This is a genomic window from Flaviflexus huanghaiensis, from assembly GCF_014118685.1.
Classification (GTDB): domain Bacteria; phylum Actinomycetota; class Actinomycetes; order Actinomycetales; family Actinomycetaceae; genus Flaviflexus; species Flaviflexus huanghaiensis.
This window is the reverse complement of sequence record NZ_JACFAK010000008.1, coordinates 1-15554: the sequence shown is the minus strand read 5'-3', so window position 1 is coordinate 15554 and position 15554 is coordinate 1. Positions and strand designations below refer to the sequence as shown.

The window sequence follows — 15554 nt, the reverse complement described above, 5'->3', positions numbered from 1 at the left end:
TTTACTCCTCCCCAACAGCCTGAGGTGCGGTCCAGCCGCGCTCACGCGCGTACCGCAGGCCAACGAGTGAGGCTGGCCCGGCGGCAGGTCCCTCATCGACGTGGCCGTCTTCGAAGCCCGCGAGGACTCGCGAAATCTCCTTGAATGTGTGGACCTTATCGGCGCCGCGGGTCGGATGAAGATCCTCGCCCGCAGCGATCTTGTCGACGAGTTCAATCGCCGACGTCGGTGTCTGGTTATCGAAAAACTCCCAGTTGACCATGATGACTGGTGCGTAATCGCAGGCCGCGTTGCACTCGAGCTGCTCGAGGGTGATTCGACCGTCAGCCGTCGTCTGATCATGACCAATGCCGAGGTACTCGGACAGGCGGTCCCAGATGATCTCCCCACCCATGACGCCGCAGAGCGCGTTCGTGCATACGCCGACGTTGTACTCGCCATTGGGGCGGCGGCGATACTGCGAGTAGAAGGTGGCCACTGCCGAGACCTCGGCTCGGGTCAGGTTGAGTACGTCAGCGCACAGGGCGATTCCGCGGGGCGAGACGTAGCCGTCCTCCGCTTGGATGAGATGCAGGAGCGGCATGAGAGCAGATCGAGAACCGGGGTACCTCGCAATGATCTCAGCCATGTCTTCGCGGAGCCGTGCCTCGGCCTCCGCTGTGTAGTTGTCGGACATCAGCGATCAACGCCTCCCATCACGGGGTCAATAGAAGCCAGAGCGATGATGACGTCCGAGAGCATGCCGCCCTCGCTCATCATTCCGAGTGTCTGCAGGTTAGAGAAGCTCGGGTCGCGGAAGTGCGCCCGGTACGGACGAGTGCCGCCGGAGGAGACGAGGTGAATGCCGAGCGTGCCCTTTGCATGCTCAACAAGTTGGTAAACCTGCCCCGCGGGAACGGGGAAGCCCTCGGTCACGAGCTTGAAATGGTGGATGAGCGACTCCATCGAGTCGTTCATGATCGTCTTAATGTGCTCGTAAGACTGGCCCTGGCCGTCGTTGCCGATCGTCATCTTCGACGGCCACGCAATCTTCGGATCCTCGATCATGACAGGCTCACCCTCGGATGCTTCGAGGTCTTCCAGTACCTGGTAGACGATGTGCATCGACTCGTAGCACTCCTGGAAGCGAATGACCGCGCGGTTGTACGCATCCGACTTGTCCATGACAGGAACATTGAACTCGTAGTTCTCGTAACCGCAGTATGGCTTTGTCTTGCGCAGATCGAAGGGCAGACCCGCAGCTCTTAGGTTCGGGCCCGTCATTCCGAGGGCCAGCATCGCAGGCACTGTCAGCGTGGCGATGTCGACGTGGCGGGCCTTGAAGATCGGGTTCTGAACGACAACGTCCTGCATCTCCGAGATGGTCGCTCGGACATTCGGCAAAAGCTCGCGAATGTAGTCGATCGTGCCCTCGGGAAGATCGTCGGGCAGGCCACCCGGGCGCACGTACGAGTGGTTCATCCGCAAACCCGTGATCCGTTCAAAGATGCGGAGGATGTCCTCGCGCCCACGGAAAGCCAGCGTCATCATTGTTGTCGCGCCGAGCTCGTTATTGGCCGAGCCGATGGCAACGAGGTGGGATGCAATCCGGTTGAGCTCCATGAGGAGCACGCGGATCTGGCTGGCGCGACGCGGGATCTGATCGGTGATGCCGAGCAGCTTCTCAATCGCGAGCGCATATCCGACCTCTTGGAAGAACGGTGCGACGTAGTCCATGCGCGTACAGAACGCGACGCCCTGGACCCAGTTGCGGTACTCCATGTTCTTCTCAATGCCGGTGTGGAGGTAACCCGTCGAGGACCGCAGCTCCCGCACGTATTCGCCGTCGAGCTCGAGCAGCAGGCGGAAGACACCGTGCGTCGAGGGATGGACTGGACCCATGTTGACGAGGATCCGTTCCTCGCCGAGGCGCTCCGCCTCGGCGCTCAAGTCGGACCAGTCGCCGCCGGAAGCGTGATGCTGCGGAGCCGAGTTCATCTCTTCTTCGGTCGCGCCCGGGGTGGCGTAGAACCGGGAATCTGTCGTTGACATCAGTTGTAGCTCCTCCGAGTATCCGGCGGCGGAATGACCGCGCCCTTGTATTCGACAGGGATGCCGCCGAGCGGGTAGTCCTTGCGCTGGGGATGACCCACCCAGTCATCGGGCATGGCGCTACGGGTCAAACCCGGATGACCGTCGAAAACGATGCCCATGAGGTCCCATGCCTCACGTTCGTGCCAGTCGTTACCCGGGTAGACCCCGACGAGGGTCGGCATGTGCGGATCGGAGTCGGGTGCGACAACCTCCATCGCGATCTGACGGTTGTGAGTGATCGAGAAGAGCGCCGTGTACGCGTGTAGCTCACGGCCCTTGTCCGCGGGATAGTGCACGGCCGAGACACCAAGGCACAGCTCGAAGCGGAGGTCCTGATCATCGCGCAGCATCTTCGCAACCATGGGCGAATGCTCGCGAACGACGAAGATGATGAGCTCGCCGCGGTCGATGACAACCTTCTCGATGACCTCATCGGGGACAAGGCCTTCGGCGGTGATGAGCTCGATGAGAACGTCGACCGCTTCGTCGAACCAGGAGCCGTAAGGCCGCACCGCGGGCGGTGCAACGGTCACGGTCCGCCGGAATGTGTCGAAGCCGGACGTGTCGCCGGAGCCTTCAACGCCCCACATCGCATGATCTTCATTAATGATGTCGAGCTTGGGGCGGGAGCCCCGGGCGAGCTCGCTGTTGTCGGTCACGGGAGCAGTCCCTTCATCTCGTGAGTCGGAGTCGCCGCAAGCGCGGCCTGCTCGGCGCGGCGGGCGATGGCCTTCCTGTGGCCGAAGAACTTCTCGTCCTTGATGAGCTTGCGTAGCTCGAGAACGGAGTTGATGAGCATCTCGGGCCGGGGCGGGCAACCGGGGAGGTAGATATCGACGGGCACGATGTGGTCGACGCCCTGAACGATTGCGTAGTTGTTGAACATGCCACCGGAGGACGCGCACACACCCATGGAGATGACCCACTTGGGATCGGCCATCTGGTCATAGATGGTGCGGACGACCGGGGCCATGCGCTGGCTGACGCGGCCGGAGACGATCATGAGGTCAGCGTGGCGGGGCGAGGCGCGGAACACCTCGAGGCCGAAGCGGGCCATGTCGAAGCGGGGGGTGCCCGCCGCCATCATCTCGATGGCGCAGCAGGCGAGACCCATCGTGACGGGCCACTGGGAGTTCGAGCGGCCCCAGCCAGCGATCGCCTCGATGGTGGTGAGCATGATGCCCGGGGATGCATCGTCGTCATGTGCCATGGTCTATCTCCTCAGTCCCATTCCAGGCCGCCGCGCCGCCATTCGTAGACGAAGGGCACGGTGATCAGGAAAACAAATGAAAGTACGGCGATAAGCCCGAAAGCTCCGAGTCTCTCGAACGACACCGCCCAGGGGTACAGGAACACCACTTCGATGTCGAAGATGATGAACGTCATCGCGGTCAGGTAATACTTGATCGGAAAGCGACCGGCCGTGCCCGCATTCGGAGTGGCCTCGACGCCGCACTCATAGTTCTCCAGCTTGACCCGGTTGTATCTCTTTGGGCCGAGGAAGCCGGTCCCGACGAGACCGAGCACGGCCACGACGGCCGCAACCGCGATCATGAGGAGTAGCGGTGTATAGGGGTTCATTTCGCCTCCATCGAGCAGATAACCCGCAGGCATCCGCATGCAAAAGTCACAGTTCCAGCGTAGTCGTATTTTGGTACGTGCGAGGCGCACCTGAGAGTCTGAGCGGTCACGCTGACGGCACCGCCTTCGTGAGGGCAGTGATGAGCCTGTCCATCCAGTCCCCGTCTCTACGGTCGTACCCGTCCGAGAGCAACTTCATGACAAGGCGCATGAGGGTGGGGCGGGGCAGCCCGTAGTGAACGCAGAGGTGCATGATCTCCGGTTTCTCGATGAGAGAGGCGAAGATTCGGCCGAGCGTGTAGTAGCCACCGAGTTCTGCTCGCAACTCCTGCTCGTACTGCCGGAGCACGCGGTCCTGCTGGCCGAGGGTGCGACGGGCGAGAGCTTGGGCGATAAAGTCGGCGGCAAGGCGTCCGGACTGCATGGCGTAGGCGATGCCTTCACCGTTAAACGGTGAGACCATGCCGCCAGCGTCGCCGACGAGCAGGAGGCCGTTGTCGTAGTGCGGCTTTCGGTTGAATGCCATGGGAAGGGCAGCGCCCCGTACGTTCCCAACCTGGTTCTCGGGCGTGAATCCCCAGTCGTCCGGAACGTTCTTCATCCATGTATCGAAAAGCCCTCGGTAGTCGATGCCGGTCGGCTTCGCGGTGGATGACAGTGAGCCGAGGCCGACGTTGACAAGGCCGTCACCGAGGGGGAACACCCAGCCGTAACCCGGCATGAGATTCGACTTTCCGGGTTCACCATCCCAGAGCTCGAGGTGCGATTCCATGATCGCCTCGTCCGCGCGAGGAGACTTAAAGTACGTACGTGTCGCCACGCCCATGGGACGATTAAAGATCTTCTCCCGGCCGACAGCGGTTGAGAGCCTTGCAGAGACACCCCCCGCATCAACGACAACGGGAGCGCGGAAGCGCAGCAGCGGGGCCTTGCGGTCGGCACCCTTGGGGCGCGCCTCAACGCCGATGATTCTGCCCGATCGCTCGTGCAGGATCGGCCCGGTCACTGTCATGCCCTCGCGCAGTTCGGCACCCGATTCAACGGCCCTCTTAGCAAGGTCGTGATCGAACTGGCCGCGGGCACGAGCCATGCCGTAGCTCGGCATGGAACTGAGTTCTGGCCACGGCACTTCGATCCGGTGCCCGCCGCCATGGGCAACGAGAGAATAGTTGCGGATCCAGCCCTCGGTGTTGATGCCCATCCGAATAATTTCCGCCACCGCGCGGGGCGTGAGACCGTCACCGCAAATCTTGTCGCGTGGGAAGGTGCCCTTCTCAAGGACAATGACCTTGAGCCCTGTCTGGGCGAGATAGTGAGCGGTGGCTGAGCCGCCTGGACCGGCGCCTACGACGATGACATCTGCCATCTCGTCAAGCTTCATATGATCCACTCTTGTCCTTTCACCACCCGCGTCATCCTATCAGCGGAATTTTGCTGGCAAACATTGATGTGTGTGGTCCTTTACAAAAGCCGAACGTTGTTTAATTCGTGTTCTCAGACGCCTTCGGCTTGGTGGCCCGGTGGACGGCGACGATGCCGCCGCTAAGGTTCCGGTACTCGACCTGGCGCCAGCCAGCTCGCTGGATCCTCGCCCCGAATTCTGTCTGGTTCGGCCAGTCAAGGATCGACTCCATGAGATAACTGTAAGCCTCGGCGTCGGAGGAGACGACAGAGGAAACGGCGGGCATGACGGTGCCGAGATAAAAGTTGTACACCTGGCGGAACGGCTTCCAGGTCGGGGTGGAGAACTCGCAGACGACGAGGCTACCGCCCGGACGAACAACCCGAAGCATTTCCCGCAGGGCAAGGTCGGGATCGTTGACATTGCGTAGCCCGTACGAAATCGTCGCCGCATCGAACGTGTCATCCGCGAACGGCAGTGCGGTCGCGTCGCCGGCGATGAACTCCATGTTCGGCAGACGTTCTTTACCAACGCTGACCATGCCGATCGAGAAATCAAGTGCGATAACATCCGCACCTGCCTCGGCATATGAAGCGGACGACGTCCCTGTTCCGGCGGCAATGTCGAGGACCTTCATACCGGGGGTGATGCGGAGGGCCTCGCGCACGGCGGCCCTCCAAACGTAAACCTGTCCAAGGCTGAGGACGGTGTTCGTCACGTCATACCGCTTGGCGACGTCGTCAAACATACCGGCAACATCGCGCGGGTCTTTCTTTAGGGTGGCTCGACTCATGTGACCATTATGGACCTATACGCAGTAAGCTTTTTACTCGTGCCCGTCATAACCTCACTTCGCGCCGTCACGCGGCCAAGCGCCCGCCGCCCGCAACCAGGCGATGTGCCGCAGCCCCGAGGCAACGTTATCTGGGTCGGCCAGAACAGCGGCATGGCAGGCTGGGGGAAGGCGGCCGTCCACACGTTCTCCGGCCCAGATCGATTTCGTCACGCGCAGGAGTGGTTCGACTCCATCGCGAAGGCATCGACGATCGACGATACGGTACGTCGGCCGGGCACAGGCCTGACAGCCTTCGGCACGTTTTCTTTCTCCGACGAGTCAGCCGACGTCTCAACCGTCATCGTCCCCGCAGTGATCCGTGGTTGGGACGCCGACGGCGCGTGGGAGACGACGATTTCCCAGACGGCGGGAAGCGCTGCGACGAGTGAACCCGCCACCCCGATTGGTGACCTCGGGCGCGTCACATGGGGACCGGGTGAGCTGGATGAGGATCGCTTTGTCGAAGCGGTTGCCGAGACGGTCGACATTCTCGCTACGGGCGAGGTGAAGAAGGTTGTTATCGCTCGCGACATCTCCATCGTGTCGGAGAAGCCTATGGACGAGCGGCTACTGACCGCACGGCTCGCGAGAGCGTTCCCCTCGTGCTGGACGTTCTGTATTGAAGGATTGACCGGTGCGACGCCGGAGATGCTCGCGTCAGTGCGCGGCGGACATCTGAAAACCAGGGTGCTCGCTGGCTCCTGGCCCACGAGCGGCGGGCACGAAGCTGCCGAATATGCTCTTCGTTCCTCGGCGAAAGACATTGCCGAACACCGTTATGCCTCTGACTCCGTCCTCCATGCGATCGACCTGCAGGCCTCGGGTCCCGTACGCACGAACGGACCAACGATCCTTCGACTGCCTAACGTCGTCCATCTCTCGACCGACTTCGAAGCGGACCTTGCCCCCGGGTGGACCGGCCTGACGGCCGCTGGCGCCATGCATCCGACAGCAGCCGTTGGCGGCACTCCAACCGACCGTGCCCTTGAGGTCATCGCTCGGATCGAGGGGCTTGACCGGGGCCGCTACGCCGCGCCGGTCGGCTGGATGGACGCGGCGGGCAACGCCGACTGGGCGCTAGCTCTGCGATGCGCACAGCTAGATGCTGACAACCCACATCAGGCCCGCGCCTTTGCGGGCGGCGGCGTCATGGACCGTTCGGTACCGCAGCAGGAGCTTGCCGAGACGGAGGCGAAGTTCTCTGCCGTGCTGCGCGCCTTCGAGCCTCCCTCCGCTTAACGGACGAGAACGACGAAGAAGGCGGGGCTCCCATCCGGGAGCCCCGCCCTGTATCCGGATGTCGCGGCTGACGTGAGGTGACGGCACGTCAGCCGCGACATCGAGCTATTCGCGTTGCCCGAGGACGAGCTCGATCTCGGTGACATCGCCGTCGCGAGCAACTTCGAGAATGACCGTTTCGTTCGGCGCGTACTGCCGCACGTAGCCCGTGAGCGCAGTATTTGAGGCAAGGCGGTCGCCGTTGATCGAGAGGATCGCGTCCCCGGATTGGAGACCGTACTGCTCCGCGGGCGATCCCGGGGAGACCTCGACGACCCGCGCAGCGACCTGGTTACTGCCACCCGCGGACACGATCTCGGATGTTGTTGTCACGCCGATAAAGGCATGGTCGACCGAACCGTCGTCGAGAAGGTCGACCGCTACTCGGTTCGCAAGATCAATAGGGATCGCGAACCCGAGGCCGATCGAACCGGCGGTGCCGCCATCCGCACTGGACAGAGACGCGATCGAGGAATTGATGCCGATGACCTCGCCGGAAGCGTTGAAGAGCGGCCCGCCAGAGTTACCGGGGTTGATCGCTGCGTCGATCTGGATCGCGTTCGTCACGACCGCATCCGATGTCGAGTCTTCACGTGTCACGACAGGCCGGTCGAGGGCGGAAATGATTCCGGTCGTGACCGTCGAGGACAGCCCGAGGGGGTTCCCGATCGCGACGACGGGCTCGCCGACGACAAGGTTCTCCGACGTTCCCAGGGTCGCTGGCGACATGCTGTCGGGGACGCTCCGTAACTGGATGACGGCGATATCGGTCGACGCATCAGAACCGATGACGTCGGCTTCGATGATTGTCCCGTTCGAGAGGGTGACAAGAATTTGCCGGGAACCAGCGATGACGTGGTGGTTCGTGATGATGTGGCCGTCAGCGTCGATGACGACTCCGGATCCGGTCGAACCTGCTGTGTCTGTCATCGACTCGATGGCGACAACCGAGGGTCGTACTTCGTCAGCGACGACAGCCCAGTTCACCGCCCCATCCGACGCAACCGTGCGCGCCTCGATCGGCTGTTGGACACTCGTCTCATCGCCGGTCGGCTCAATGAGCCCGTACATAATGCCAGCACCGCCAGCACCGCCGATGAGTGCGGCGACGAGAGCAACTGCCGCAATGGTGCCTGCGCCGGACCTCCGCTCACGCTGAGAGTGGGCGGGAGGCGGAGCCGGGTACGAGCTGAACTGCTCGCCCGGACGAGCTGCGTACCGATAGGCCTGCTGGTGGGACAGAGGATGCCCGTCACCGGGGGCCGGGGCGGGCCTTCCAGCTGGAGGTGTCAAGCGGGGCCCTGGTGCGTCAAAGCGTGCTGTCTGTCCAGAATCTATGGCGTGCTCGCTCGTCTCATCGCCCGTTCCTTGCGGCCCAGAGCTCGGATCGTGAGGGCCACCGGGGCTCCCCGCCGTACGAGCACTCTCCCCCGGTCCACTGGCGGGCGGCGCGAAGCGATGATCCTGCGAGGCTTCGTTGGGAGCGTGGGGGGAAGACGCTGAGTCTCGCATGTCGGAGTCGCCATGGTCTTGACTCCCCTGCCCTTCGACGTTCCGCCCGCCTGGTCCGCTGTTCGTCACTCGTGGTCCTTTCGTTGATTGGTCCAGTTAACTCCGCAGGTCTGCTAAATCGCTACAGAGAATCTGGGCGAAGTCTGGAATCACCGCTGGCCGCGTCACGCACAGCGGCTGCCATAGCTCGCGCAACGTGCTTTCGGCGGCGCCGCACCTCATCGACCGGTCGCTCACACGCGACTCGAATCACGCGCCCGGCTGCCGGTTGGCCGAGGGCATTCTTCAGCTCGTTGACAGAGCCGACATTGATACCGGTCCACCCGAGAGCATCCGCAGCCGCGACGATGTCGATCTTCTTCGCCGTACGGAAGACGCGGTCGAAATACCGTTCATACCTCTTCTCGCCGTGCTCGAGAGTGGCAAAGATCCCGCCGCCGCTGTCGTCAATGACGACGATGTCGAGCGGTGGCTCGTCTTGGCCTCTCGTCAGGACAAGACCGCCGAGATCGTGAATAAATGTGAGGTCGCCGACCGCCGCCTTCATGCCGCGGATCATGTGTGCCATGCCGCGGGCAGTGGAGATCGAACCGTCGATTCCGGCGAGGCCTCTGCTGGAGTGGAACCGAGCATTCGGGTACCCGGCGAGCAGGTCGACATCGCGAATGATGTTCGATGCGCCGAGAAACCACTCCGCGCCAGCGTCAGCGATGGCGGCACCCGCCGTTAACGCATCGAGACCATCTCCAAGAGCGAGCCGGCCGGCCCTGTGAGCTGCGGCGCCCGCCCGCTGCCAACGCGCCAGCCACTCATCCTGCCCGGCGATCCTCGGCATGACATCGAGAACGCGTGCGACGCGGCCCGGGTCGGTCGGCACGGGTTCCGTGCGAACCGACAGAACCTCTATGTCGGACCTCGACATGAGGCGGGTCATCGGTCGGGAGAGAGTCGGATGGCCGACGATGATGACGCGCTCGATTTCAGGGCTGAAGTGCTCGGTGACGACTCTCGCCGCCGGGATCGCGCGAGACAAGTTCCGCTGTGGAGTGGCAGGTTCCGCAAGGATCGGCACGCCCGGGTCCCCTGACCGGCCCAGTAGTTCATCGAAAGGAGCGCCGGGCCCGGCGACGATGACGGTCGGTCTGTCGTCGAGCCATTCCGGCTCCACCTCGTCGGCTGGCACGGTGAAGATCGACGCGTCGGGTGCCGTTGTGAATGACGGACCATCCGGAGTGAGGGGATCTTCGAACGAAAGATTGATGTGGATGGGACCGCACCGGACAGCGTCGAGCACAGAGTCCAAAAGGTGGGGCCGATCGGCCACGTCCTCGGCTGAAATATCGATCTCACCGACCAGTCCTGGCCCGAGCAGGCCGACCTGATCAGTTGTCTGGTTCGCGCCGCTTCCCCTCATCCTCGCCGGCCTGTCGGCGGTCACGGCAATGAGGGGGATGCCGGAATGGTAGGCCTCCGCGAGCGCCGGATGTAGGTTGGCGACTGCTGTGCCCGAGGTCGTGACGATGACGGTCGGCTCTCCCGAGGCCTTGCTGAGCCCGAGAGCGACGAATCCTCCAGACCTTTCATCCGTCTCCACGTGAAGACTGATCGCTCCAAGTATCTCGAGCTCCCGCAGGGCGTAGGCGAGTGGGGCGGAACGGGAACCGGGGCAGAGGACGAAGCGACGCACGCCAATACCAAGAAGCGTCCGCAGTGTGGCGGCTGCCCCCGCCTGGGAACTCACAGTGCTCCCCCGGTTAGCTCGCCCACATCCCGGGTCGCACGGACGTGATCCCACATGGCGGCGAGCCTCTCCCCCCAGCGCGACTCGAGGTCCTCGTCAGCCATCGGGATAGCGTCGGGATTGACTGCCCGGACGGGAAGGTGGCCGTCGGCGGGTACAAGACTGTCACTCGTCACGTCCTGCTCGAACAGCTGAACTGTCGCAAGCCCACAGGCGTGGTCAAGGGTGGGAAGGCTGGCCGCGAGCGCAACTCCCGCGGCGATTCCGACAGACGACTCGAGTGCGGAGGAGACAACGACCGGCATCCCGATCTCACTGGCGAGCTGAAGACAGGCCCGAACACCGCCGAGTGGCTGGACTTTGCACACGATGAGATCGGCCGCGTTGAGCTCCGCGACCCTGTACGGGTCGTCCGCCCGCCGGATCGATTCGTCCGCGGCGATGGGGACATTGACGGCCGTGCGTACTTTAGCCAGGCCCTCAACGGAAGCGACGGGCTGCTCCACATATTCCAGGCCCCGGGCGGCCTTATCGAGAAGCGGGATAGCGCGGATCGCGGACTCGTCGTCCCAGCCGCCATTCGCATCGATTCTGATCTTGCCATCGAATGAGTCCCGAACGGCGGCGACGCGGTCGAGGTCATCTGCGAGGGACTGTCCCTTTTCGGCGACCTTAACCTTGGCCGTTTCGCAGCCGCCGCGCCTGGCGATGATCGTTCGCGCTCCGTCCGGGGTCGTCGCGGGAACCGTGACGTTGACGGGGATCGCATGCCGCTCCGGGGTGGGATATCCCAGGTAGGCCGCTTCGAGGGCCGCGGCGAGCCATGCCGAGGACTCGGCGATGTCATAGTCCCAAAAAGGTGAGACCTCCGCCCACCCTGCCGGGCCCTCGAGAAGGACACCGTCGCGATGATCGAGCCCGCGGAAGCGGGTGGTTAGGCGAGTTCGATAGACCCGCCATGGCAGGGGGAGGCTTGCGGCACGCATGAGCTAAGACTAGCGAAGTGGCACAATAGCGCCATGACGCTTTCTCTTCCCGTGTCCGTATCCGAGACTTTCGATTCGAGGCGGTGGCGCGAAGTGGACGGCTTCGAGCTAACCGATGTCACCTACCATCGGGGGGTGCGACGCACGTTCGACGGCGACACGATCCTGTCCGAAACCGACCTACCGGTCGTCCGGATCGCCTTCAACCGGCCCGAAGTTCGCAACGCGTTCCGGCCCGAGACGGTCGATGAGTTGTTCAGCGCGCTCGACCATGCTCGGCTGACTCCGGACGTCGGGGCAATCATCCTCACCGGCAACGGACCCTCACCGAAGGATGGCGGGTGGGCGTTCTGCTCGGGCGGGGACCAGCGGATCCGCGGCAATGACGGCTACCGCTATGACGGTGGAGATACCGCCGACGAGCACGCGAAGACACGCGATACGATCAATCCCGCGAGGGCTGGCAGGCTCCACATCCTCGAGGTTCAGCGTCTTATCCGCACGATGCCGAAGGTTGTCATTGCTGCGGTGTCGGGATGGGCCGCCGGTGGCGGCCACTCGCTCAACGTCGTGTGCGACCTGTCGATCGCGTCAATAGAACACGGCCGCTTCAAGCAGACGGATGCAAATGTCGGCTCATTCGACGGCGGCTATGGCTCGGCCCTGCTCGCACGGCAGGTTGGCGACAAGCGTGCGCGGGAGATCTTCCTCCTCGCCCGAGAATACTCAGCCGAGGATGCGGCGACCTGGGGAGTTGTCAATGAGGCAGTTCCTCACGCCGAACTCGAAGAGCGTGCCTGGGAGTATGCCGAGATCGTCACGTCGAAATCGCCGCAGGCAATCCGGATGCTGAAATTCGCGTTCAACTTGGCTGATGACGGGCTTGCCGGTCAGCAGGTGTTCGCTGGCGAAGCGACCCGGCTTGCATACATGACCGCCGAGGCGGCCGAGGGTCGGGACTCGTTCCTCGAGAAGCGGGATCCCGACTGGTCGGCATTCCCCTATTACGCATGATCCTTGAAGGGGGAACCGACCCTGACAACATTCGGACGTTGGCCGATGCCGCTGCGCGTTCGCTTGCAGACCATCGCGCAGGACTCCTTCCCGAACCGATCCTCCTCGTGCCGCCGGGGCATCGAGACACTCCGCAGGTCGAGTCCCGCCCCGGCACAGCATTCCTCCTGAGAACGTCAGGTTCGTCAACCGGTACCGGTCGCCTTGTCGAGATTGGCTGGTCCTCGATCGTCGCGTCGGCTGAGGCCACCGCGGATGAGCTCGGTGGCCCCGGCCGCTGGCTCGCTTCTCTGCCTGTTCACCACATCGCAGGCCTGCAGACCATTCTCCGCTCGGTGCTGGCGGGGCTCGACCCGCTTCCCTACAAGCTCGGCGACCGAGTGCCCGAAGGCAGGACGTACCTTTCTCTTGTCCCCACCCAGCTTCGCCGGGTACTCCAGGATCCCGCACTGTGCGAGGAGCTAGCCGGTGTCGACCGGATCCTTGTCGGCGGGCAAGCGACACCTGCAGCTCTCCTTGCTGAGGGCCGTACCCGCGGTCTCAATCTCGTGACGACGTATGGGATGACGGAGACATGCGGCGGATGCGTCTACGACGGACGACCAATCGGTGACACGGCCGTCGCCCTTGACGATGGCAGGATCATCATCGAAGGTCCTGTCGTCGCGCTGGGGTATGCGGGCCTGGACGCCTTCAATGGGCGCTTCATCACCGATGATACGGGAGAGATCACGGACCGGCTCACCGTGCTCGGCCGCATGGATGAGGCGATCACGACCGGGGGTCTGACGATCATGCCAACCCTGCTCGAGGATCTTGTCGCCGAGCTCTTCGACGTCTCATCCGTCGGTGTCGGCGCCCCCGATGACGAGTGGGGAGAAAGGCTCGTCCTCGTGACCGAGGGGAGAGTCGACGCCCGCAAGATCCGCAAGCAGGCAAAGCAGCGGCTGGGAGTGGAGTACGCACCAAAGGACGTGATCTCCGCCGCGGAGCTCGGCCTGGAGGTACTGCCGCTACGGGACTCCGGTAAAGTCGATCGGCGTCTGGTCGCACAGCTCATTCGGAAGGGACCGTAGTGGCATCGTTTAAGGATTGGCTAGAGGGTGCCCGGCTACGGACCCTGCCCGCGGCTGTCGCTCCGGTCCTCATCGGCACGGGTGCCGCATACGCAGTGGGGAGCGGCTCTGTCCCGCGGGCGCTTCTCGCCGCCGGCGTGGCACTCTCCTTCCAAATCGGGGTGAACTTCGCGAACGACTACTCGGATGGGATGCGCGGCACCGACGACGTCCGCACGGGGCCTCCGCGTCTTACGGGCGGCGGCCTTGTCAAGCCCCGCACCGTCAAGCTCATGGCGTTCGCCAGCCTCGCACTCGGTGGCCTACTCGGTCTCATCCTCATCGTCGTCTCAGGCGCGTGGTGGCTACTCGCCGCCGGCATCCTCGCCGTCATTGCCGCCTGGTATTACACGGGCGGAACTCGTCCGTATGGATACATGGGGCTGGGCGAGGTCTTTGTCTTTGTCTTCTTCGGTTTGCTCGCGACGCTCGGTACGACGTGGACGCAGGCCAGCCAGCTACCCGACTCGGCGTGGCTGGGGGCGACGGGCGTTGGTCTCATCGCCTGCGCGCTTCTTATGGTCAACAACATTCGTGACATCCCGACCGACTCTCTCGTCGGCAAGAACACGCTCGCGGTGCGCATTGGCGATCGTCGGGCACGAATCACCTATGTCGCCATGCTTGTCATCCCGATGGTGCTCGCCGTCATCATGGCCGTGCGGTCGCCGTGGACGCTCCTCGCACTTGCCCTCGTTCCCGCGGTCGCCCTCCAGTCCAGGCGAGTGCTGTCCGGTGCAAAGGGCCACGACCTCATCGTCGTACTACGAGATACCGGTCTCATCGAGCTCGGCTACGGCATTCTCCTTCTCATCGGGCTCGCCGTCTAAGCGTGCCGTTAGCTCTCGTCGTCGCCCTCGACGATCGTGTCTTCAACATCCTCGTCAGCTTCCCTGGTCGCCATGGGTCTGCTCTTCGTTGCAAGCCGCTCAACAGTGCTGGCCGCCTCCTGGCCCTGTGTGGGGAAGAAGATGAAGCCAGCGAGGGCGCCGCAAATGATTGCGACGAAAGCAAGGAGGTACGATCGCATACCGAGCAAATAGAAGACTCCGGCGAAGGCGGCGATGAGTGCAAGCCGGATGAGGGTGTACTTAACGATGCTCACGCCACAAGCCTACAGTGACCGTGATCAGGTCAATCGCCTATGATGGAACAGTGCCTAGACTGATCGCCGTGATACTACTCGTCGCCATCGTGGTGTACGCCTTCATCGTCGCGCTCCAGATGGATCCGCGGCGGACTCCGGCTGGTATCAATAAATGGGTATGGGTCATTTTCACGATCCTGCCGCCTGTCGTAGGGTCGATCATCTTCCTTGTCGCCAACTACGTCATGAACTCGAAGGGCCGCCCTCCGGGCGGGCCGCGTCGCGGCCCCGTCGCACCGGGTCCCATGGCCCCCGACGATGACCCCGACTTTCTCCGTAGCCTGGAGGATGAGCTTCGTCGAGCGCAGTACGACAAGAGGCTGAGAGAACACGAGGATGAAAACGGGCCAGAGTCCAGCTGACAGTCTCGACGTCAAGGCAGTTGTGATTTCACCCATAGCTGCCTTTGCTGGTGTCTACGTCGCCGCCCTCATTGTCACCTCGGCTACCAGGCTGTTCGCCACTATTCAGGCTGAGACCGGCCACGCTGTTCCCGTCCCGTTCGGTTCCCTCATCGCGACCCTTAACTCGTTCGGCGGCTTCATCATCGCAGACGCGTCCCTGCCAGTCGGCACCCTAAGATTCACTCTCACCGCCGTGCCGTTTATCCTCACAGCACTCGCCGCCACCATCCTCTTCCACGCCAACAGAACATCTGAAACAAGGCGGCCGCACTGGGACCCAGCGGATCGGTTACTGGCCGGAGCCTGCTCTGGCATGGTTCTTCTCCTCACTTGCCTAGCTGTACTGTCCGGGGAGGTTGGTTAAGCGGGTGATTGGGGCGAGCCTGTCGCAGGCTGTGTGGGGTCGGTGATGATTATAGTGATGCAGCCATCCTGGTAGGGCGTCTCGTCGCTCGGTTTCTGAGGT

At 63.1% G+C, this 15554-nt stretch carries 18 protein-coding genes; 6 read left to right on the top strand and 12 right to left on the bottom strand.

Annotated elements, in window-relative coordinates; all coding sequences use genetic code 11:
- Position 1: 1 nt before the first annotated feature.
- The 7 genes from nuoE to H7E91_RS07170 form a co-directional block, all read right to left on the bottom strand.
- Positions 2-676: an NADH-quinone oxidoreductase subunit NuoE gene (nuoE, locus tag H7E91_RS07200; protein ID WP_182354423.1), complete on the bottom strand. Its 675-nt coding sequence runs from the start codon at positions 674-676 to the stop codon at positions 2-4.
- Entirely contained in the window at positions 676-2031 is a 1356-nt protein-coding gene (locus H7E91_RS07195) for an NADH-quinone oxidoreductase subunit D (RefSeq protein WP_182354422.1), read from the bottom strand. The genes nuoE and H7E91_RS07195 overlap by 1 nt, the downstream gene beginning before the upstream one ends.
- A complete protein-coding gene (locus tag H7E91_RS07190; RefSeq protein WP_182354421.1) occupies positions 2031-2732 on the bottom strand; it encodes an NADH-quinone oxidoreductase subunit C in 702 nt (233 codons plus the stop codon). Before H7E91_RS07190 ends, H7E91_RS07195 begins: the two co-directional genes overlap by 1 nt.
- Positions 2729-3283 (bottom strand): NADH-quinone oxidoreductase subunit B, encoded by a 555-nt coding sequence (locus H7E91_RS07185; protein WP_182354420.1) that lies wholly within the window; start codon positions 3281-3283, stop codon positions 2729-2731. Before H7E91_RS07185 ends, H7E91_RS07190 begins: the two co-directional genes overlap by 4 nt.
- A gap of 11 nt (positions 3284-3294) precedes the next feature.
- A complete protein-coding gene (locus H7E91_RS07180; protein WP_182354419.1) occupies positions 3295-3654 on the bottom strand; it encodes an NADH-quinone oxidoreductase subunit A in 360 nt (119 codons plus the stop codon).
- A gap of 106 nt (positions 3655-3760) precedes the next feature.
- On the bottom strand, positions 3761-5035 hold the full coding sequence (locus H7E91_RS07175) for an NAD(P)/FAD-dependent oxidoreductase (RefSeq protein WP_182354519.1): 1275 nt from the start codon (positions 5033-5035) through the stop codon (positions 3761-3763).
- A gap of 100 nt (positions 5036-5135) precedes the next feature.
- Complete coding sequence (locus H7E91_RS07170) at positions 5136-5849, bottom strand: demethylmenaquinone methyltransferase (RefSeq protein WP_182354418.1); 714 nt, start codon at positions 5847-5849, stop codon at positions 5136-5138.
- A 105-nt stretch (positions 5850-5954) separates the two neighbouring features.
- Between H7E91_RS07170 and H7E91_RS07165 the strand changes: the two genes are divergently transcribed.
- Positions 5955-7130, top strand: coding sequence for a chorismate-binding protein (locus tag H7E91_RS07165; RefSeq protein ID WP_182354417.1), 1176 nt, complete (start codon positions 5955-5957; stop codon positions 7128-7130).
- 105 nt (positions 7131-7235) lie between these two features.
- Here the strand turns inward: H7E91_RS07165 and H7E91_RS07160 are convergent, their stop codons facing one another.
- The 3 genes from H7E91_RS07160 to H7E91_RS07150 all read right to left on the bottom strand — a co-directional run bounded on the left by H7E91_RS07160 (position 7236) and on the right by H7E91_RS07150 (position 11408).
- Positions 7236-8462 (bottom strand): S1C family serine protease, encoded by a 1227-nt coding sequence (locus H7E91_RS07160; protein WP_182354416.1) that lies wholly within the window; start codon positions 8460-8462, stop codon positions 7236-7238.
- A 340-nt stretch (positions 8463-8802) separates the two neighbouring features.
- A complete protein-coding gene (gene menD / locus H7E91_RS07155) occupies positions 8803-10422 on the bottom strand; it encodes a 2-succinyl-5-enolpyruvyl-6-hydroxy-3-cyclohexene-1-carboxylic-acid synthase (RefSeq protein WP_182354415.1) in 1620 nt (539 codons plus the stop codon).
- Complete coding sequence (locus tag H7E91_RS07150) at positions 10419-11408, bottom strand: o-succinylbenzoate synthase (protein ID WP_182354414.1); 990 nt, start codon at positions 11406-11408, stop codon at positions 10419-10421. Before H7E91_RS07150 ends, menD begins: the two co-directional genes overlap by 4 nt.
- Positions 11409-11441: 33 nt before the next feature.
- Between H7E91_RS07150 and H7E91_RS07145 the strand changes: the two genes are divergently transcribed.
- Genes H7E91_RS07145 through H7E91_RS07135 form a run of 3 tightly spaced genes read left to right on the top strand, consistent with a single transcriptional unit; the run spans position 11442 to position 14367 of the window.
- Positions 11442-12422, top strand: coding sequence for a 1,4-dihydroxy-2-naphthoyl-CoA synthase (locus H7E91_RS07145; RefSeq protein WP_182354413.1), 981 nt, complete (start codon positions 11442-11444; stop codon positions 12420-12422).
- The gene (locus tag H7E91_RS07140; RefSeq protein ID WP_182354412.1) at positions 12419-13498 is read left to right on the top strand and encodes an AMP-binding protein; all 1080 of its coding nucleotides are present in this window, start codon (positions 12419-12421) and stop codon (positions 13496-13498) included. Before H7E91_RS07145 ends, H7E91_RS07140 begins: the two co-directional genes overlap by 4 nt.
- The gene (locus H7E91_RS07135; protein ID WP_182354411.1) at positions 13498-14367 is read left to right on the top strand and encodes a 1,4-dihydroxy-2-naphthoate polyprenyltransferase; all 870 of its coding nucleotides are present in this window, start codon (positions 13498-13500) and stop codon (positions 14365-14367) included. The genes H7E91_RS07140 and H7E91_RS07135 overlap by 1 nt, the downstream gene beginning before the upstream one ends.
- Before the next feature lie 8 nt (positions 14368-14375).
- On the opposite strand, the gene H7E91_RS07130 is transcribed toward H7E91_RS07135, so the two are convergent.
- On the bottom strand, positions 14376-14642 hold the full coding sequence (locus tag H7E91_RS07130) for a DUF4229 domain-containing protein (protein WP_182354410.1): 267 nt from the start codon (positions 14640-14642) through the stop codon (positions 14376-14378).
- Between the two features lie 50 nt (positions 14643-14692).
- On the opposite strand from H7E91_RS07130, the gene H7E91_RS07125 reads away from it, so the two are divergent.
- Together H7E91_RS07125 and H7E91_RS07120 are read left to right on the top strand one after the other, a co-directional pair.
- Positions 14693-15046 (top strand): PLDc N-terminal domain-containing protein, encoded by a 354-nt coding sequence (locus tag H7E91_RS07125; RefSeq protein WP_182354409.1) that lies wholly within the window; start codon positions 14693-14695, stop codon positions 15044-15046.
- Positions 15047-15068: 22 nt separating this feature from the next.
- Positions 15069-15452: a hypothetical protein gene (locus H7E91_RS07120; protein ID WP_182354408.1), complete on the top strand. Its 384-nt coding sequence runs from the start codon at positions 15069-15071 to the stop codon at positions 15450-15452.
- Here the strand turns inward: H7E91_RS07120 and H7E91_RS07115 are convergent.
- Positions 15423-15554, bottom strand: a 132-nt coding sequence (locus tag H7E91_RS07115) for an integrase core domain-containing protein (RefSeq protein ID WP_182354407.1), incomplete at its 5' end; no start/stop codon positions are given. The two genes, H7E91_RS07120 and H7E91_RS07115, sit on opposite strands and share 30 nt — an antisense overlap.